Here is a 17985-nt window from a genome sequence, read left to right on the forward strand (position 1 = left end):
TGATGTATGGAATACCATACTAACACTAGGAGGTGACGCATCATGACAAAAAGACGTGGTCCTGTTAAAGAAGAGCAGAAGAAAGCTCAAGAAGAAACACGGACAGGTTATGGAGATAAGAAACTAGAAGGACCGAACCGCCCTTCCACTTAAACATTTCATTCAGGGGGTGACGTGACTCGTGTCATCCTCTTTTCTTGATGAGGTGGCTCTTAACTTTTGCAAGTAGGGATAACTCCATTCGTTTATGTTCGTACCAATCATTCAGATGGATCTGCTTCGGTAGTCTCACTTCCCGGAAGAACGGTTCAACTTTCGGATGGTTCAAAGACCAATCCGAAAAATCGTGCCGCTCATGTCGGATAATTGGATATACCATCCTGAGGATCGACCGATGATCCGTCCGTGGATTTTGTGACAGATAACGTTCATAATCATTTCTTGCTCCAGTCGGTTCGGTTTGCAAGGCGAATGTTTCAAATCGCTCTTGATAAGCAGGATTCGATAGGATTTGTAGGAGCTTTTTTCCGACATTGATCCGTTTATTCAACTTCTTGAATCCATAAACCGATATTCCGAATAAGTCCCCTTCTAATGTCGGAAATAGAACCGTACTGAAATGAAAGCGTTCTTGAAGCCAGAAAGGCAATGTTGAAAAAACGCCCTTCCGATATTCAGGATGTTCCAGGACGGGGTGTTGAATCAGGTTCTGTTCATTGATGATAAGCGCAATATCGATCCTGCCATGATCTTGTTCCTGCCAGAAACGATTCCACTCCAATTCCATAAAAGCGGAAACCTTCCATTCCTTGAGCAGGTAAAAAAGCGGACGACGGGCATTTTTAGAAGCTTCATAAACAAGCAATTGAGGATAGGCATCCGAGAAGATGAGCCAATTGGCACGTTCATATGTATAGAAGATCGATCGTCGTGCATTTGGAGTCAGCATTTGCCTGTATTCTTTCAGATGGAGATCGACCATGTTCCACCCTGCATTACGAGACACCATACTGGCAAGGAAAGACCATAAGATTTCTCGATTACGGAAGTAGAAATCTTGATAAGCTTTCGTCCGAGATATATTATCGACATTCATCTTTTCGATCTGTTTGTTGATCTGTGTAACGAGGGCGACTTCAGAGTCTGTCAATTTCGTATGTTGTCTCTGTTTCAGAACCGTATCCAGACTCATTTCATTCCCTCCATTTACAAACATCCGTTCGTTTAAATGTGTGATCTTACTCGACATTCACTATAAATATGGTATATTTTTATACATGTATACTGAAAGGATGATGGACAAACATCCGTTACAGCATGAAACCATTTTACTTTTATTTCGTCTAGAATGTTATAATCCATTTCATGTTGTGAAAGGAAGGTGGCTTATTTGGACTTTCGTTATCCGAATCGTAAGTCTACCGTATCCATTCAACGACCGGTAAGGCAAAACTCAAAAGGGAAACAACCGGATCGTTCTTATGCGAACAGAGGTATGACTTTTGAAGAGGATATCAACCATTCCAATGACTATTATTTGCAGACCGGCAAGTCTGTTATTCACAAAAAACCGACTCCAGTCCAGATCGTTTCCGTCGACTATCCGAAACGGAGTGCGGCGGTAATCAAGGAGGCTTATTTCAAGCAACCCTCCACGACAGACTACAATGGCGTCTATAAAGGAAAATACATCGATTTTGAAGCGAAAGAAACACGGAATAAAACGTCCTTTCCATTGACGAATTTCCACCAACACCAGATCGATCATATGAAACAAGTGATCGGCCAGGAAGGGATTTCATTTATCCTCGTGCGATTCAAATCGACACAGGAAGTATACTATTTGGATTCATCACATTTATTTCATTTCTGGGACGAGCAATTTACAGGTGGACGGAAATCGATTCCGAAAACGTACTTTGAAGAAAATGGACATCCGATCCAACTAGGTCTCAATCCAAGAATCGATTATTTGAAAATCATCGATCAATTGTTTTTCCTTGACGATTGAAGGGTAATAAACCATTTGTTCGATTCGAATGTTATTACGTTAGGTACTGTTTAGAAAGGTAGGAACAACGATGAGTGACAATTATAACTCTCGACAACAGAGACGAAAACAAACGTCTTCTAATAAGAAATCGAAAAAACCGAATAAAAGCGTCATGAAAAAGGTGACTGCCCTCCTTCTCATTTTCGGGTTGATTGGAATCACTGCTGGTGCGATTGTAGTATTCGCCGTGATAAGTCAGGCACCTGAATTGGATCCTAAAGAACTAGAGACACCCGTCTCTTCTAAGCTTTTTGATAAGGAAGGCAATGAATTCAGTATGATCTCGAGCGATGAAAAACGGATCAAGGCAGGGTTTGACGAAATTCCACAAGTGATGAGGGATGCTGTCATTGCTACGGAAGACGTCCGGTTCTATGACCATTTCGGAATCGATATCCGCCGGATCGGTGGCGCAGCGATTGCCAACGTCACTAGTGGCTTCGGTTCTGAAGGTGGAAGTACCATCACACAACAGGTCATCAAAAACACCCTTTTGACGAGTGATAAGAAGATGACCCGTAAAATCAAAGAAGCATACCTTGCGATCAAATTGGAACAACGTTATTCAAAAGATCAGATTTTCGAAATGTATCTCAATAAGATCTATTATGGTAGCCAGGCGTATGGAGTCGCCACTGCTGCAAAGACGTATTTCGGAAAAGACATACAGGACCTTGAACTCCATGAAGCAGCCTTACTGGCAGGGCTTCCGAAAGCACCTTCCTACTATGCACCTGACGAACATCCTGAGCGTGCTGAAGAACGACGTAATGTCGTTTTAAGCCAGATGGAGAAATACGGCTTCATTACGAAAGAAGAAGCCGATAAAGCGAAAGCGATGAAAGTGTCAGAGTATGTAGACAAGAAAGAAATCGAATCTAAGAAGGATTCCTATGAGACCTTTAAAGCGCAAGTTGTAAAAGAAGCTGCAAAAATGGCAGGATTCGAGGACACAAGTCAAGTGTACACATCCGGTCTTGAAATCTATACGACCCTGGATCCGACTGCCCAAAAAGCTGTAGAAGAAGCTCTTTATACGACGAACATCATCAAAGAAGAAAATCTTCAGGGTGGTCTCGTCGTGACCGATACGAAAACCGGGGCAGTTCGTGCGATCGGAAGCGGTCGAAAAAGTACGTCCAGTGCTTTCTACGCCACGCAAATGGATACAAGACAACCCGGTTCAACGATCAAGCCGATCCTAGATTATGGACCAGCGATCGAACATTTACAGTGGCCAACATACAAGCAAGTAAGTGATGACAAACTCGTCATCAACGGACATGAATTCCACAACTATGATGATAAGCACCATGGTGACATGTCTATCCGTAAAGCCTTATACAAATCCTACAACTTACCAGCGATTCGTACTTGGCAAGAAGTCGGTGCAGATAAAGCGAAAGATTTCGCAGCGAAACTCGGAATCGAAGTTGAAGATAAGCATTACAGCCCTTCATATGCAATCGGCGGATTCCGTAAGAGTCCAACTCCAATGGAACTTGCGGGCGCATATGCCGCATTCGGTAATGAAGGCGTCTATAACAAACCTTATACAGTTACAAAAATCAAGTTCCCAGACGGGCGTGAAATCAAACATGAGGCAGATCCTCAACCTGTCATGGAGGACTATACAGCATACATGGTGACAGATATGCTGAAGGATGTCATTACGAAAGGAACCGCTCGTAATGAAGTCAACTTGAGCTTCCCTGTCGCAGGTAAGACGGGAACGACCAACTTCAGTGCAGATGATGGTGCTGAATTCAAGGATAAGACGAAGGATGCATGGTTCGCTGGGTACTCTTCTGAGCTGACCATGGCCGTATGGACCGGTTACGATGGTAAACGGGATGAGGATGGCAATCCGTTGTACCTTGAAGGAAAAACGGATGACTACTCGAAGATCCTCTTCGATTATGTAATGGAAAAAGCAAGTGCAAACTTGAAGAACTCAGATTGGAAACGACCGAAATCGGTAGTTGAAGTTGCGATGGAAGAAGACTCCGGTAAACGTGCAAGTGAATTCACACCGAAGGACAAAATCGTACGCGAACTTGCCGTACGTGGTACCAGTCTTCCGGATGTTTCTCAGGAGTATTTCAAATTGGATCCTCCTCAAAACCTGAAGGCGGATTACAACCAGGAGAAACAAGAAGCAAAATTGACATGGTCTTATCCGAAAGAATTGCTTGAAAAAGGAACAACGTTCAAAGTGTTGTATTCCATTGATGGCAGCGGATATCAAGAACTTACGAAACAAAAAGAAACAGAACTTGTCGTAGAGAATCTCTCTCCGAATGCAACGATTACATTCGCTGTCGTAGCAGTAAGTGAAGAACGCGGCGAAGAAAGTGATCCTGCAACAGTCCAAGTGACCACAACACAGCCTGAAGAGGAAGATGAAGGTGACTTCCCTCCTCTCGATGGAGATGGTGATGAAGACGGTGAAGGTGACGGCGACGGTGAAGGCAATGAAGAAGGCGGTAATGAAGGAGAAGGCAATACTGGTGGTGAAGGTGATTCCGGTGGTGGAAATGGAGAATCCGGTAACGACGGAGACGGTGGTGACGAAGATTCCTCACCTCTCGGCATCGATCTCCCACCAACAACACAATCTCGTCAATCTGCCTGATTGAATACGAAAGGCTGACAGTCATCTGTCAGCCTTTTTTTATTAGAGCTCTTTTCTAAATGCTTATAAGTATGTTTTTGAAAACAGCTCAGATTATTTACCTTTTTACGTTGAACCGGTCTTTGATCAATGGCCACAACGGTGTATAAGGAAAAGCAAGATTCCAGAAAGACATTCCAGCCAGCCCGAGCTTTTTGAGAAGATCGAATTTGGCAGCCATGCTCCTCAAATCCTCAAACCAAACAATATGTTCCTTCCCGTCTTGATCATAATACGTATAAAACGGGGCTTGGGAATCCTGATCGTATTGGATTTCCGCTTTCTTCGTATATGCGAGTCTTGTAGCCTGAGGGACGCTTAAAGCTTTCGCGAACTTCCCTCCTTCTACATACGGTAATGTCCAATCGTACCCATATAAATTGACACCCATCACGATCTTTTCTTTCGGAATCTCTGTAAGGGCATATTGGAGGACTTTTTCAACTTCCGGAAGGGGGCTTACCGGCATAGGCGGTCCCCCGCTCCATCCCCACTCATAAGTCATGATGATGACATAATCGACGATTTCTCCATGTGCTTTGTAGTCATGCCCTTCATATAGGACACCTTTCTGATCGGCTTTCACTTTAGGTGCGACTGCCGTTGAAACTTCATAGCCTTGTGGCCTCATCTTTTTGACTAATTTCCGTAAGAATGAGTTGTACCTTTCCTTGTTTTCCTTGCCAAGAAACTCGAAATCCACGTTTATACCTTTATAGCCTTTATTTTTCATCTCCTTATCAATATTGGAGATGAGAGTATTCTGAACCTCATCGCTTTTGAGAATGGCTGTAGCGAGGTCCGTATCGAATTCAGCACCTTCCTTGATATTCGTGATCGTCATGATCGGTTTCATATTGTTCGCCTTGGCGACATCCAACAGCTGCTGATCGTTTTCGAGCGGCCTGATGTTCCCTTTCTCATCTACATGATAGCTGAATACAGCAAGCCAGCTCAGTGCATCCCCGACTGTTTTCGCATTATCGATCGTATCTTTGTAAGGTTCGGCATATGCATTCACGAGTGTGGTTGTCTTCGGCTTTTGTGGAACCTTCAAAACCTGACCTGGATAAAGGACAGAACCTTCTACCTGAGGATTGGCTTTTTGCAGTTCAGGAACCGAAACGCCCGTTTTTTGTGAAACTGAAAAAAAAGAATCTCCCGGTTGAACCGTATAACGGTTTTGAGTCGGTATGAGCAGCGTCTGTCCAATCGCGAGCTCGTCGGAATATTCAAGTCCGTTCAACTCTGTGATTTGCTGCCACGGTATACCATACAACTGAGAGATTCCCCATAAGGATTGACCTGGTCTGACAACATGTATTTGCATGAATCCTACCTCCTGCCGACGTAATCATGCTATTATCCTATGTTGTCAATTCTTGTCCGTATGCTGTTTTTTTCGTTCTATCGTATGCCATTTCTTTTCGGTTTCATCAAACAACGCTGACAACTGGATGAATGATTGATAATGATCGGGTGCATCAAGTATAAAGGAAAGACGTTCATTCAAATTGACAGGTTGAACCGTAGCTTTCGATATGGATTGGAAAATGTCCGTTAAATCATCGACACCACGTCCATCCATCCAGTGCAGTAAGGATAGGTACCATCCGATCCCCTTTATCATTTTCGATCTTGCAGCAGTCCGATCTCTCCGTTTGAAATCATCTGCAATCTCGGTTTTCTCTTTTTCCCATAGATAAAAAAGGTTGCCTACCAATTGTTCATACTTGAGCTCTTCTTGTTCGAATTTCCCTTGATAATAAAGAAGGTCGATCAAAAAAGGTACGGCTGCCAATTGTTCTAAATTGCATTGGTCATCATAAATAAAATCCCCATCTGGGAAGAATAAGGGATTCTTAAAAGTCTCAGGGATCGAAACATTTTGCTTAGACATTCACTTTCACTTTCTTCATCCGTTTTTGTCCCTCTCTACATAGATACAAGAGTGGACATACCGTACATTGCGGGTTCTGGGCTTTACAATGATAACGACCGAAAAAAATGAAGCGATGGTGGGAGACGGACCATTCTTCTTCAGGAATTTTGCGCATCAATGTCTTCTCCACTTCCAAAACACTGTCTTTCCATCTGCAAATGCCTAGTCTTTTTGAGACACGTTCTACATGCGTATCCACCGCTATTGCAGGTACTCCGAAAGATACGGATACGATGACATTGGCCGTCTTTCGCCCGACACCCGGGAGTTTCACGAGTTCATCGCGGTCCTTCGGTATTTCTCCTCCATACTCATGAATCACCAATTCTGAAAGCTTCCGGATATTCTTTGCTTTGTTCCGGTACAAACCAATCGAGCGGATATCCTGTTCTAACTCTTCCAAAGGCACTGCCAAATAATCCTCAGGCGTTTTATATTTCTCAAACAATCCTGGTGTCACTTTATTGACTAAAGCGTCTGTACATTGGGCGGAAAGCAGGACCGCAATGGTCAATTCGAATGGGTTCGAATGATGCAATTCACAATGGGCGTCCGGGAACATTTCACCCATTTCATCCAATACTTCTCTGATCTGTTTTTTCGTCAACATAACCTATCTCGTCCTTTGTTAGGATTGTTCCAGCCAATTATAGTAAGGGAAATCCGACTTTTCGGTTTCTTGATCCCGTTGGGTTGGCGTCCTCTTGTAACGTTGTTGGCGGAATTTCTCACCGTACTGTTTTGCCTCATCTACAGATCGTATGCCATTTTTCTTCCATTCGAAAAGGATACGATCAATGTATCGGAAATTCAATTTTCCTGAAAGCACAGCCTCTTTCAACGCTGCGACAATAATGGGAGGTTCATGTCCATCTTGATCGAGCCACATGGAGAGTGTTTCACATTCAATAGGCGATAACGGTCTACCGAATTCCTTCTCCATGATCGTATAGATCTGCATTTCATCCTGCTGCTGACGTTCTTGTTGTTGATCGATTTCTTCTTCTTCAAGGACACGGATCAATTTCTCCCATAGTGGACGTAACGTATAAATTTCAGAATAGATATGTTGGTCATGATCGTCCTGTTCTTCAATCTTCAGCAATCCCTTTTGAATACAAGTCCTCAAACGTTGCATGCATTGTTGGGTGTTAATCGACATCCGAGCAGACAATTCCTCTGGCGTCGGAAAATAATTGCCACCTTCGATAAAGGAGTGCATATGTATGAGAATCATCATTTCTTGTTCATCTAAGCCTAATTTGTTGTAATTCACCAATAATGCATTCGGAATGGAGATCGTCCCCATTTCAAGCCAGTTGATAAAGCTTTCTTTTTTCATCTCTTACACCTCCTCATCATTATAACAAACTGTAGGGCAACCATGTTTGATGTAAAAGTGGAATTTTCATAAGTGGCAAACATGAATGAAAATAAGCACCTTAAAATAAGCTGTCATAGCAAACTTTGTTGCTCTTGCACTTAAAGAAAGTATTAAATACTTTCTTCAGTATAAGGGTAACTAAGGCTCGACCTACAAAAGGCTTGGTCTCGCCAAGTTTTCTTTAAAAATTCTTTGATTTCCGCTTAAGGATGCTCGGTTTCCGCAGTAAGCCTAGTTAAAAAAGAAAAGCCCCCAAAAGGAGGCATTTCTTCATCATCACAATGACGTTCGTACGTTGCTTAAGGGTAAAGGCGGTTCAACAGACGTGGGAATGGAATTGACTCACGGATGTGCTCGATGCCGGATAACCATGCCACCGTACGCTCAAGACCTAGACCGAAACCAGAGTGAGGTACACTACCATATTGACGCAATTGCAAGTACCACTCATACGCTTCAGCAGAAAGGTCATGTTCCTCGTAACGTTTACGCATCAGCTCGAGGTCATCGATCCGTTGACTTCCACCGATGATTTCACCAAAACCTTCAGGCGCAATCAAGTCTGCACAAAGAACGACATCTTCACGCTCAGGATGCGGCTTCATATAGAAGGCTTTGATATCTTTCGGATAATTCGTAATGAACACTGGCTTGTCAAAGCTTTCAGCAATCGCCGTTTCATGAGGTGCACCGAAATCCTCGCCCCATTCGATATCATCAAATCCTTTTTCTTTCAAAAGGTTGATGGCATCATCGTATGAAATACGCGGGAATGGTGCTTTGATTTTCTCTAGCATCGAGATATCACGACCGAGTGTTTGAAGCTCGATTTTACAATTCTCAAGGACGGATTGTGCTAAGTAAGACACATATTGTTCTTGGATTTCGAGGCTTTCTTCATGTTCCACAAACGCCATTTCAGGCTCGATCATCCAAAACTCGATCAGATGACGGCGTGTTTTCGATTTCTCAGCACGGAATGTCGGTCCGAAAGAGAATACACGTCCGAATGCCATTGCAGCTGCTTCCATATAGAGTTGTCCACTTTGAGAAAGATAAGCATCTTCATCAAAATATTTCGTGTGGAACAAGGTTGTCGTACCTTCCGCTGAGCTTCCTGTCAAAATCGGCGGGTCGATTTTGACGAATCCTTCTTTATTATAAAACTCATAAGTTGCGCGGATGATTTCGTTACGGATTCGCATGATGGCATGCTGTTTCTTGGAACGTAGCCAAAGATGGCGGTTGTCCATCAAGAACTCTGTACCATGTTCTTTTGGAGTGATCGGATAATCGACCGATTCATGAATCACTTCGATGTTGGAAACGACAAGTTCTACACCTGTTGGAGAACGATCGTCTTTTTGTACAGTTCCAGTTACATATAAACTGGATTCTTGTGTAATCGATTTTGCCAGGTTCCAAACCGACTCATCCACTTCACTCTTCACGACGACACCTTGCACAAAGCCTGTCCCATCGCGAAGCTGTAAGAAAGCGATTTTTCCGCTGGATCGTTTATTGGCAAGCCATGCACCAAGGGTGACTTCTTCATCAATATGGTTTTTTAATAACGTTACTGTGGTCTTCACACTATTCCCTCCACCCAATGTTATGTATCAACATTTTTGATTCTTCATTGTTAATTTAGCTTTTTATATTGTACATAAACAAGAGCCGTTAAACAACCGGCTCTTATTTTTGATGTTTCTCCATAAAGCTACGGATGCGGTCCAACGCTTCATCCAACACATCCATGGATGTTGCGTAGGATAGACGTACATTGTCAGGAGAACCGAATCCGCTTCCTGGAACCAGTGCCACTTTTTCATATTCAAGTAGTGCCTCAACCCATTTGTCTACAGATTCGAAACCGGTCATCTCGACAGCTTCCGTTACATTCGGGAACAAGTAGAACGCACCTTTCGGCTTTTCACACTTGAATCCAGGGATTTGAATCAATTTTTCATACACTTTATTCAAACGGTCTTCAAAAGCACGCTTCATCTCTTCTACAGGTTCTTGTGGCCCGTCATATGCTGCAATCGCTGCATATTGTGAAATAGAAGTCGGATTGGAAGTGCTGTGACTCGCAAGGTTCGTCATCGCTTTGATGATGTCCCTGTCCCCTACAGCATAACCGATTCTCCATCCTGTCATTGAATGGGATTTCGAAACACCGTTGATGATGATCGTACGAGCCTTCAGCTCATCTGAGAGTTCAGCAATGGACGTATGTTGCTCACCAAAGTACGTAAGCTTCTCATAAATCTCATCCGAAACGATGACAAGATCGTGTTGCACACAAATCTCACCGATCTGTCTCAGTTCATCAGCAGAATAGATCGCACCTGTAGGGTTAGAGGGCGAATTGATCACTAAGGCTTTCGTGTTTTCATTGATCGCCTCTTTCAACTGATCCGGAGTGATTTTGAATCCATTCTGTTCTTTACCTTCAATATGGACTGGCGTCCCTTCGGCAAGTTTCACTTGCTCAGGATAGCTCACCCAGTATGGAGTCGGTATAATGACTTCATCCCCTTCATCCAACAAAGCTTGAAAAAGGTTGTATAGGGCATGTTTCGCACCTGTTGTTACAATCACTTCACTCGGATCATATTCAAGTTGATGATCTTTTTTCATCTTATTGATGATACTCTTCTTCAGCTCACCGAGCCCTCCGGCAGGCGTATATTTCGTCAACCCTTCGCGCATCGCTTCCTCTGCCTTTTCAATGATATGTGCAGGAGTGTTGAAGTCCGGCTCACCTGCTCCTAGACCGATGACATCATGGCCTTCTGCTTTCAAGGCATTCGCTTTTGCCGTGATCGCTAACGTACTGGATGGTGTCAATGCTTTTACACGCTTCGCTAATTTCATATTTCAACCTCCACAAGTAATAATGATTTTTGGTTTATTGCTTCATTTTATAAGCTTTAAAAAATGTACCGTCCTCGAACCGGATATAATGGAATGTATAAGCATTTCCATCTTTTTTGTAGACGATTTCCCACACCGGTGTAAACGAAGAGGATTCCTTGAATTTCTCTAGACCCAATCGGATTGATACAATCTGATCAGGATTCAGTTCCTGCTCGATATATTGTTTCACTTGCTGTTTGCTCCAACCGTCATCTGCATCGAGCATCCTGGTTTCGCCTTCTTTATCAAGAGGGACAAAAATGTATCGGGTCTTCCCATCCACCTTGGATTCGATGACATCAAATGCGCCGTATGATCCGTAATAATGTTCTGTATTCTCGACTTCCGTCAATTCATATTTTTCTTTTGCGAATGCGATACTTCCATTTTGCTCGTCACCATGTTCATTCCACACATAATAATAATAAGATGCTCCGATGATAATGGTTCCGAGGAAAAACGTTCCTGCGCCATAAATTATCTTTTTCATTTCATCACCTATGTACGATAGATCGTGAATACCATTTTTTCTTGATCTTCCTTATCAAGGGCAAGTCCGAACATCAAGTCCTGATGTTTCAGCGTACGGTTCAATGCATCCACAATCTTATATAAGTCAGGGGAAGATTGCACCTTGACTGTTGATAAAATCTCAATTTTACTCTCCATTACCAGTACACCCCATTAGTTGTTCCTGTTTCCACTAATAAGTGGGTTCGATCAGGACAGAATATAGATATCGAAGCAACAAGCAGCCCCTCAAACGGCTGCCATATATTCTTCCTTCCCTACACCTTTTTTAGAGGATGACGACCGTCATCCTCCTTTTTTCATATTCGTCCTACGTGTATATTTTCAATGAAATCACCTGGTTTTTCAATACTTAATTCTCATCATCGAAAGCCATTTCAGGCGTCGTCAATGGAACCTGGGTGATTTCGTACGTATGTTCATTACATTTTACCATCACAATGCCTTCCTCAGAGGGCTTCAACACTTCTACCCACTGGTCATCCAAACGGTTCAATACCTCATCACTTGCTGTGTAGCCTTCCCTTTTAAAAATGATGGCGACTTGTGGATTCGTATGTTTCAACAGAGCTTTGTTCGTACCGAAGTAATGCCCGAACCCACCTACCTTCAATAAGGAGATGTCGAGAGGTCCATTTTTCACGATGGCCATGTCTGCATCCTTATTGGAAACCCCCATGTACAGGAAGCGATGCTCTCCATAGTTCATGACAAGTGCCAGACCGCCAACATTGTATTCAGGTCTGGACTCGATATAGGCGACTTCCAGTTGAATTTTATCCAGCATGGTGAACCGGTCGCCTTTTTTGAGCGATTTGATTTCTACGTCTGTCAAATCATGATTGGCAGCCAATTCCTCTCGGATGTCTTCTGCAATCACGATCGTTTTGACTTTTTTCTGTTCCAGCAACCAGTCGAGATTTCCTGTAAATTGTTTCCCGATGTTCGTCAGGACTAACGTGTCAATCTGTTGGACTTTGAAGATTTTCATCTGTTGTTTGAATTGGGATTTTGATTGCCCACTACCCGTGTTGATGAGCCCACTCTTCCCAGTGCTATCCTGAAGGAGTGTGGACTCACCGCTTTTCAATTCAAGAAAAGAGATGGCTACATCTTTCGAATCAAGGTTCAAATTCAGCTCTTTGATGGCGTTACCTTTCGTTTCATTCATCATAAAAAGAACCGGTTCATCCTTGACCGGAATGATGCTCAACACCAGCATGAGCAGAAACAGACTGAACAAAATCAATGGTTTCGCATACACAATGGATCCCTCCGCAGAATACGGTGTGCTTTAATCCTAGTGTATGCGGTCCGATGATTCTTAATCGAGAAAGTCATTCAGGTCATCCAGCAGTTGATCCATCGTTCCTTGTCGAACAGGGACTGCTGGTAGAGAATTGATGAATAAATTCCCATATTTAGTCGTTACGATACGACGATCGAATACAAATACTGCACCATGGTCGGAGGATGAGCGTACAAGTCGCCCGAATCCTTGTTTGAAACGGATGATCGCTTGCGGAAGCGATAATTCCATGAAAGGACTTTTTCCTTGTTTCTTCAACCTTTCGCTGCGCGCTTCCATGACTGGGTTGTCCGGTGGATTGAATGGAAGTCGTACGATGATTAGGCACGATAAATCATTACCAGGGATATCGACGCCTTCCCAAAAACTGCTCGTTCCGAATAACACTGCTCGATTCAATTGTTTGAAATTCTTAGTCAATCGAGCCCGGCTTCCACTATCGATTCCTTGTCCGATCAATGAAAAGTCCTCTGGTTCTGCGTATTCTTTGAACGCATGATACGTCTTCTTCAACATGTCATAGCTTGTAAACAGGACGAGCATCCTTCCATCAGTGACATGTGCAATCCGGTAAATCGATGCAGCTATGGTCGATGCATAATCATCCGTTGAAACGTCCTTGATCATCGGCAAATCGGTCGGAATCATGATTTTGGACTGATTTTGATAATCGAATGGGGACTGCAATTGGACCGTCAATGTATCTTCTTCCATTCCGAGACGCTTACGCACGAAAGTGAAACGATTCCGAATCGTCAATGTAGCGGATGTGAGGACCACACTTCTTTTCTTCCCAAAGAAATCTTCCGACAGACGATCTGATATATCAATGGGTTGATTGAAGATGGAGACTGCGTTCTTCGCACCACCATAATCGGTTTCAATCCAACAGACCTCTTCTTCATTGGACGATAACAGCATGTGAGCGAGTGTGTTCCGTTCTTCATCCAAACGGTTCAACAGACCCGTATAATCCACAAGGATGCCTTTTTGAGCTACATTCAAGTGATCTTCCTGCTTTTGCGCTTTTTTGAGAAGATCGCGCAGATCCCGGATCAGATCATTGATTTGCAATTGACACCTTGCGAAGATTTCCTTCAATTCAGCATACCAGGTCGGATCGACTTGATCGATGGAAAAACGGAAGTTGATCTTCCCGATTTCAGACTTTCTCTGCCCTTTGGAAAGTACATAGGTTTTGATCATGCTGAATAATTGATCGATTTCAAACTTCAAATCCCGCATTCTAGATAGAAGGTCTGACTTTTCGAAGTCGACATCAACTGATTTCAAGACGTCTTCTAGCTTCAACCACAGATTGACAGTCAAGTCCTCAGAAGTACCAATCCGATCAAGCAACCGGTGAAAAGCGAAATAGTCCGTCTGCAATCCGAAATGGTCGCTCGCTACATCATCCAGATGATGCGCCTCATCGATGACCGCTTCCTGGTAAGCAGGAATCAACGAGTGATCGTTGACCAGGTCCGTAAAAAGCAATGCATGGTTCGTAATGATGATGTCGGCGTCATAGGCTTCCCTTTTCGAACGATGGTAAAAGCACCGTGAAAACCAGGGGCATTTGTGGTTCAGACATGAATTGGCATCACTTTTCACTTGATGCCAGAACAACTGACCACCAGACGGAAGATTCAGCTCTTCGATGTCTCCTTCGTCTGTCGTCGTCAACCATACGAGCAACTGTGCTTTTGCGAGAAGAACGTCATAATTGTTGTCATAAATCTGATCGAGTTGCTGCTCGAACTTCCTTAAACACAAATAGTGGTTTCGTCCTTTCAAGACAGTCGCCTTGAAATCAAACGGCACCATCTTCTGCAGCAATGGAATATCCCTGTCCAGCAGCTGTTCTTGCAGCTGAATCGTATGTGTACTGACTACCAGAGGTCTTCCTGTCTTTTTTGCGTTCAACAAGCCTGGAATCAGATAACCTAGAGACTTACCGATCCCTGTTCCAGCCTCAATCAAAGCATGTTGTCCATTGGTCAGCGACTGTTCGACTACATCCATCATTTCCACTTGACCTGTCCGCTTTTCATAATTGGGCAAAGTCTTTTCAAGCTGTTCCTCGATTTGTTGATGAGTAAGATTCTCGTCGATAGGATCCTCATCTTGCTCAGTCTCAAGCAATTTACGTAAAACGAGCTGCCGATAGGTTTCCAGCGCAGGCTCCTCTTCTTCCAATTGAATCATTTTCCGATCGATTTCTGCCTGTACTAGGTCTGCAATATCGCTGTGCATCCCTTTGACGAGAGGAAGTAGTCTCTGCATCGTCAATAATGGAAGACCGCTCAACCGCTTCAACAATTCAATGAGCAAAAAGCCCGTTGCCTCTGCATCACTATCCGCCTGGTGTGGGTTCTCGTGAGCCAATGAGAGTGCTTCTGACAGCTGTGTAAGCTTATAGGAGTCTAGGTTTGGCATCATGATCCTTGAAAGCTCTACGGTATCGAGAATCATGCCTCTCCATTCGAAATACCCGGCCTTTTCCAATTCCGCATTCAAAAATCCGAGGTCGAACTTGATATTGTGTGCAACCAAACAAGCCCCATCCAATAGCTGGAGAAGACGTGGCGCAACATCTTCGAACATAGGAGCGTCTTCAACCATCGCCTGGTCGATCCCGGTCAGAGACGTGATGAATGTCGGAATGGCCATCGCAGGATTGACATATGTCGAGAACCGCTCGACAATGGTATCCTTTTCTACGACGACTAAGCCGATTTGTATGATCCGATCTTTATTTTTAGGGGAATGTCCCGTCGTTTCCAGGTCTAATACAACATAACGGTTGTTCATTGTTCGTTCACCTCAAAAAAAGAAAAGCTGGCAATCCGGCCAAGCTTTCCAAACCTCTCACTTTATTCTACGCTTCCCGTACTATTTGTGCAATGAAGAGTGTCCATCTCGTCTGAGAAACCACCTTGATCTCATAAAAAAATCGGCCCGCAGATCGGGCCGATTCCAAGTATTAAAGCACAGTCGAAGCAGGTTCAGCTGTGATCTTTTCTATAATACGATTATGTTCATCCATGATGGCTACGGTAGGTTGATGCTTCCGTGCTTCTTCTTCTGTCATCATCGTGTAGTTGAGGATGATGACGACGTCTCCTTCTTGTACGAGTCGAGCGGCTGCTCCATTCAAACAAATGGTCCCACTTCCTCGTTCACCCGGTATGATGTATGTTTCAAATCGTGCACCGTTATTGTTGTTGACAATCTGTACTTTCTCGTTCGGAAGCATATCGACTTCATCCAGAATATCCTCGTCGATTGTGATGCTCCCTACATAATTCAAATTCGCTTCTGTCACTCTTGCTCTATGGATCTTCCCTTTCATCATCGTGCGAAACATGGTTGTCTTTCCCCTTTCAAAGCTTTTCTTCTATTATGATATTATCGATCAATCGTGCGTTTTCGAAACGATAGGCCAGTGCGATGATCAACTTACGGTCGAACGTCTCCACCGTCTGTAATTGAGGGTATGATAGGATTTCAACATAGTCCGTCTCTCCGTATGGAATATCCTCCAATACAGAAATCATTTCTTGACGGACATCTTTAAGTGCTTTTCCTGTCTGTACCTGCTCTTTGGCTCTGAGCAGTTGCTGATAAAGCTTTGGAGCCTCAAAACGTTCGTGGTCCTTCAAATAGACATTCCTGGAGCTTTTCGCAAGTCCATCTTCTTCACGAACGGTCGGGCATGCGACCAATTCTACCGGGAAGAAGTACGAGTCGATCAAATCATTGACGACAGCGACTTGTTGGGCGTCCTTCAATCCGAAATAGGCTCGATCAGCCTGTATGATGTGGAACAGCTTCGTCAAAACGGTTACGACACCATCGAAGTGACCGGGTCTTTTTTCACCGCATAATACGTTCGTACGTTCTGTGACTTTCATCTGGACGCCTGCACCATCAGGGTACATATCTTCCACTGAAGGATAGAACAAAACGTCCGTGCCGCGCTCCCTCGCGAGTCTTTCATCACGTTCAAAGTCTCTTGGGTAACGGTCGAAATCCTCATTCGGACCGAATTGGAGAGGATTCACGAAGATACTGGTCACGACAGTGTCGCATTCTTCCCGTGCCTTCTCGATCAAGGAAACATGACCTTCATGCAAAAAGCCCATCGTTGGAACGAATCCGATGGTATCGCCTCGTCGTTTCCGCTCCTTGATGAAGTGTTGCATCTCGTAGATGTGGCGGATCACCTTCATACTTTCCCTCCGTACAATGAAGCAAGCTGTTCTTCTTTCATCGTGAAACTATGTTTCTCTTCAGGAAATTTATGCGATCTTACCTCATCAACATATGAACGGATCGCATCCTCTATCTGTCCGGAGACATTCGTATATTGTTTGACGAATTTCGGAATTCTATGGGACCCATAGCCGACCAAGTCATGATAAACGAGCACCTGACCATCTGTACCAGGTCCAGCACCAATCCCGATTGTCGGTATGGTCAGTTCTGCACTGATCGTTTCAGCAAGTTGTCTCGGCACACATTCGAGGACGAGAGCGAAGGCTCCCGCTTCTTCTACCGCTTTTGCATCCTGTATCAATTTCTGTGCATCTGCTGCATCTTTCCCTTGGACTTTATATCCACCAAGAACAGCAACCGATTGCGGTGTCAAGCCTAGATGCCCGACAACAGGAACACCTGCTTGTGTCAAACGTTCGATGACAGTAAGAACCTCTCCTGCTCCCTCGACTTTCACGGCATCAGCTGAAGCTTCTTGCATCAACTTCGCCCCATTGATCATTGCATCCTGAATGGAGGCATGATAGCTCATGAAAGGCATATCCGTGACCACAAACGTGTTCCTTGCACCTCTTTTGACCGCTTTCGTGTGATGGATCATATCTGCCATCGTAACGGGGATCGTCGATTCATAACCGAGTACGACCATGCCAAGTGAATCACCGACAAGAATCATATCGACCCCTGCTTCCTCAGCAATCTTAGCGGAAGGATAATCATAACTGGTGAGCATGACAACGGATTCGCCATTCTCCTTCATTTTTTTAAAATCAACCGTCTGTTTCATACTTCTCCTCCTTTTTTATTATCAGAGGAAGATGAAAGTGGAAAATCGTGCAAATAAAAAACCTTCTTTCAGACATACAGAAAGAAGGAGATAAAACGCTTA

General features: G+C 43.8%; 16 protein-coding genes. 2 read left to right on the forward strand and 14 right to left on the reverse strand.

Translation table 11 applies throughout. The features are described from left to right. Positions 1-184 precede the first annotated feature (184 nt). Positions 185-1192: a DUF2515 family protein gene (locus ACSVDE_RS07905; protein WP_439300376.1), complete on the reverse strand. Its 1008-nt coding sequence runs from the start codon at positions 1190-1192 to the stop codon at positions 185-187. Between the two features lie 198 nt (positions 1193-1390). Here ACSVDE_RS07905 and recU point away from each other — a divergent pair, with 198 nt between their 5' ends. Both recU and ACSVDE_RS07915 read left to right on the forward strand, forming a co-directional pair. Beyond that, positions 1391-2011 carry a Holliday junction resolvase RecU gene (gene recU / locus ACSVDE_RS07910; protein ID WP_439300377.1) on the forward strand — a complete coding sequence of 207 codons (621 nt, stop codon included), beginning with the start codon at positions 1391-1393 and terminating at the stop codon, positions 2009-2011. Between the two features lie 70 nt (positions 2012-2081). Beyond that, on the forward strand, positions 2082-4688 hold the full coding sequence (locus ACSVDE_RS07915; protein ID WP_439300378.1) for a PBP1A family penicillin-binding protein: 2607 nt from the start codon (positions 2082-2084) through the stop codon (positions 4686-4688). Between the two features lie 97 nt (positions 4689-4785). Here ACSVDE_RS07915 and ACSVDE_RS07920 read toward each other — a convergent pair whose 3' ends face one another. From ACSVDE_RS07920 to panB, 13 genes are all read right to left on the reverse strand, one after another. After that, entirely contained in the window at positions 4786-6057 is a 1272-nt protein-coding gene (locus ACSVDE_RS07920) for a glycosyl hydrolase family 18 protein (RefSeq protein ID WP_439300379.1), read from the reverse strand. A gap of 45 nt (positions 6058-6102) precedes the next feature. Next, positions 6103-6627, reverse strand: a complete 525-nt coding sequence (locus tag ACSVDE_RS07925) for a YpoC family protein (protein ID WP_439300380.1) — start codon at positions 6625-6627, stop codon at positions 6103-6105. Then, positions 6620-7279, reverse strand: a complete 660-nt coding sequence (gene nth, locus ACSVDE_RS07930) for an endonuclease III (protein ID WP_439300381.1) — start codon at positions 7277-7279, stop codon at positions 6620-6622. Before nth ends, ACSVDE_RS07925 begins: the two co-directional genes overlap by 8 nt. 18 nt (positions 7280-7297) lie before the next feature. Beyond that, a complete protein-coding gene (locus tag ACSVDE_RS07935; protein WP_439300382.1) occupies positions 7298-8011 on the reverse strand; it encodes a DnaD domain-containing protein in 714 nt (237 codons plus the stop codon). A gap of 341 nt (positions 8012-8352) precedes the next feature. Next, a complete protein-coding gene (asnS, locus tag ACSVDE_RS07940) occupies positions 8353-9645 on the reverse strand; it encodes an asparagine--tRNA ligase (RefSeq protein ID WP_439300383.1) in 1293 nt (430 codons plus the stop codon). A gap of 103 nt (positions 9646-9748) precedes the next feature. Further along, positions 9749-10933, reverse strand: a complete 1185-nt coding sequence (locus ACSVDE_RS07945; RefSeq protein ID WP_439300384.1) for a pyridoxal phosphate-dependent aminotransferase — start codon at positions 10931-10933, stop codon at positions 9749-9751. 34 nt (positions 10934-10967) lie between these two features. After that, the gene (locus ACSVDE_RS07950) at positions 10968-11465 is read right to left on the reverse strand and encodes a hypothetical protein (protein ID WP_439300385.1); all 498 of its coding nucleotides are present in this window, start codon (positions 11463-11465) and stop codon (positions 10968-10970) included. A gap of 8 nt (positions 11466-11473) precedes the next feature. Continuing rightward, entirely contained in the window at positions 11474-11644 is a 171-nt protein-coding gene (locus ACSVDE_RS07955) for a YpmA family protein (protein WP_226549355.1), read from the reverse strand. Positions 11645-11858: 214 nt separating this feature from the next. Further along, complete coding sequence (locus tag ACSVDE_RS07960; protein ID WP_439300386.1) at positions 11859-12770, reverse strand: ComEC/Rec2 family competence protein; 912 nt, start codon at positions 12768-12770, stop codon at positions 11859-11861. 60 nt (positions 12771-12830) lie between these two features. After that, the gene (gene dinG, locus ACSVDE_RS07965) at positions 12831-15629 is read right to left on the reverse strand and encodes an ATP-dependent DNA helicase DinG (protein ID WP_439300387.1); all 2799 of its coding nucleotides are present in this window, start codon (positions 15627-15629) and stop codon (positions 12831-12833) included. 172 nt (positions 15630-15801) lie between these two features. Continuing rightward, the gene (gene panD, locus ACSVDE_RS07970; protein ID WP_439300388.1) at positions 15802-16185 is read right to left on the reverse strand and encodes an aspartate 1-decarboxylase; all 384 of its coding nucleotides are present in this window, start codon (positions 16183-16185) and stop codon (positions 15802-15804) included. Positions 16186-16201: 16 nt separating this feature from the next. After that, a complete protein-coding gene (panC, locus tag ACSVDE_RS07975) occupies positions 16202-17050 on the reverse strand; it encodes a pantoate--beta-alanine ligase (RefSeq protein WP_439300389.1) in 849 nt (282 codons plus the stop codon). Continuing rightward, positions 17047-17883, reverse strand: coding sequence for a 3-methyl-2-oxobutanoate hydroxymethyltransferase (gene panB, locus ACSVDE_RS07980; protein ID WP_439300390.1), 837 nt, complete (start codon positions 17881-17883; stop codon positions 17047-17049). Before panB ends, panC begins: the two co-directional genes overlap by 4 nt. Positions 17884-17985 lie beyond the last annotated feature (102 nt).

Source organism: Pseudalkalibacillus sp. Hm43 (genome assembly GCF_051842935.1).
GTDB lineage: Bacteria > Bacillota > Bacilli > Bacillales > Fictibacillaceae > Pseudalkalibacillus.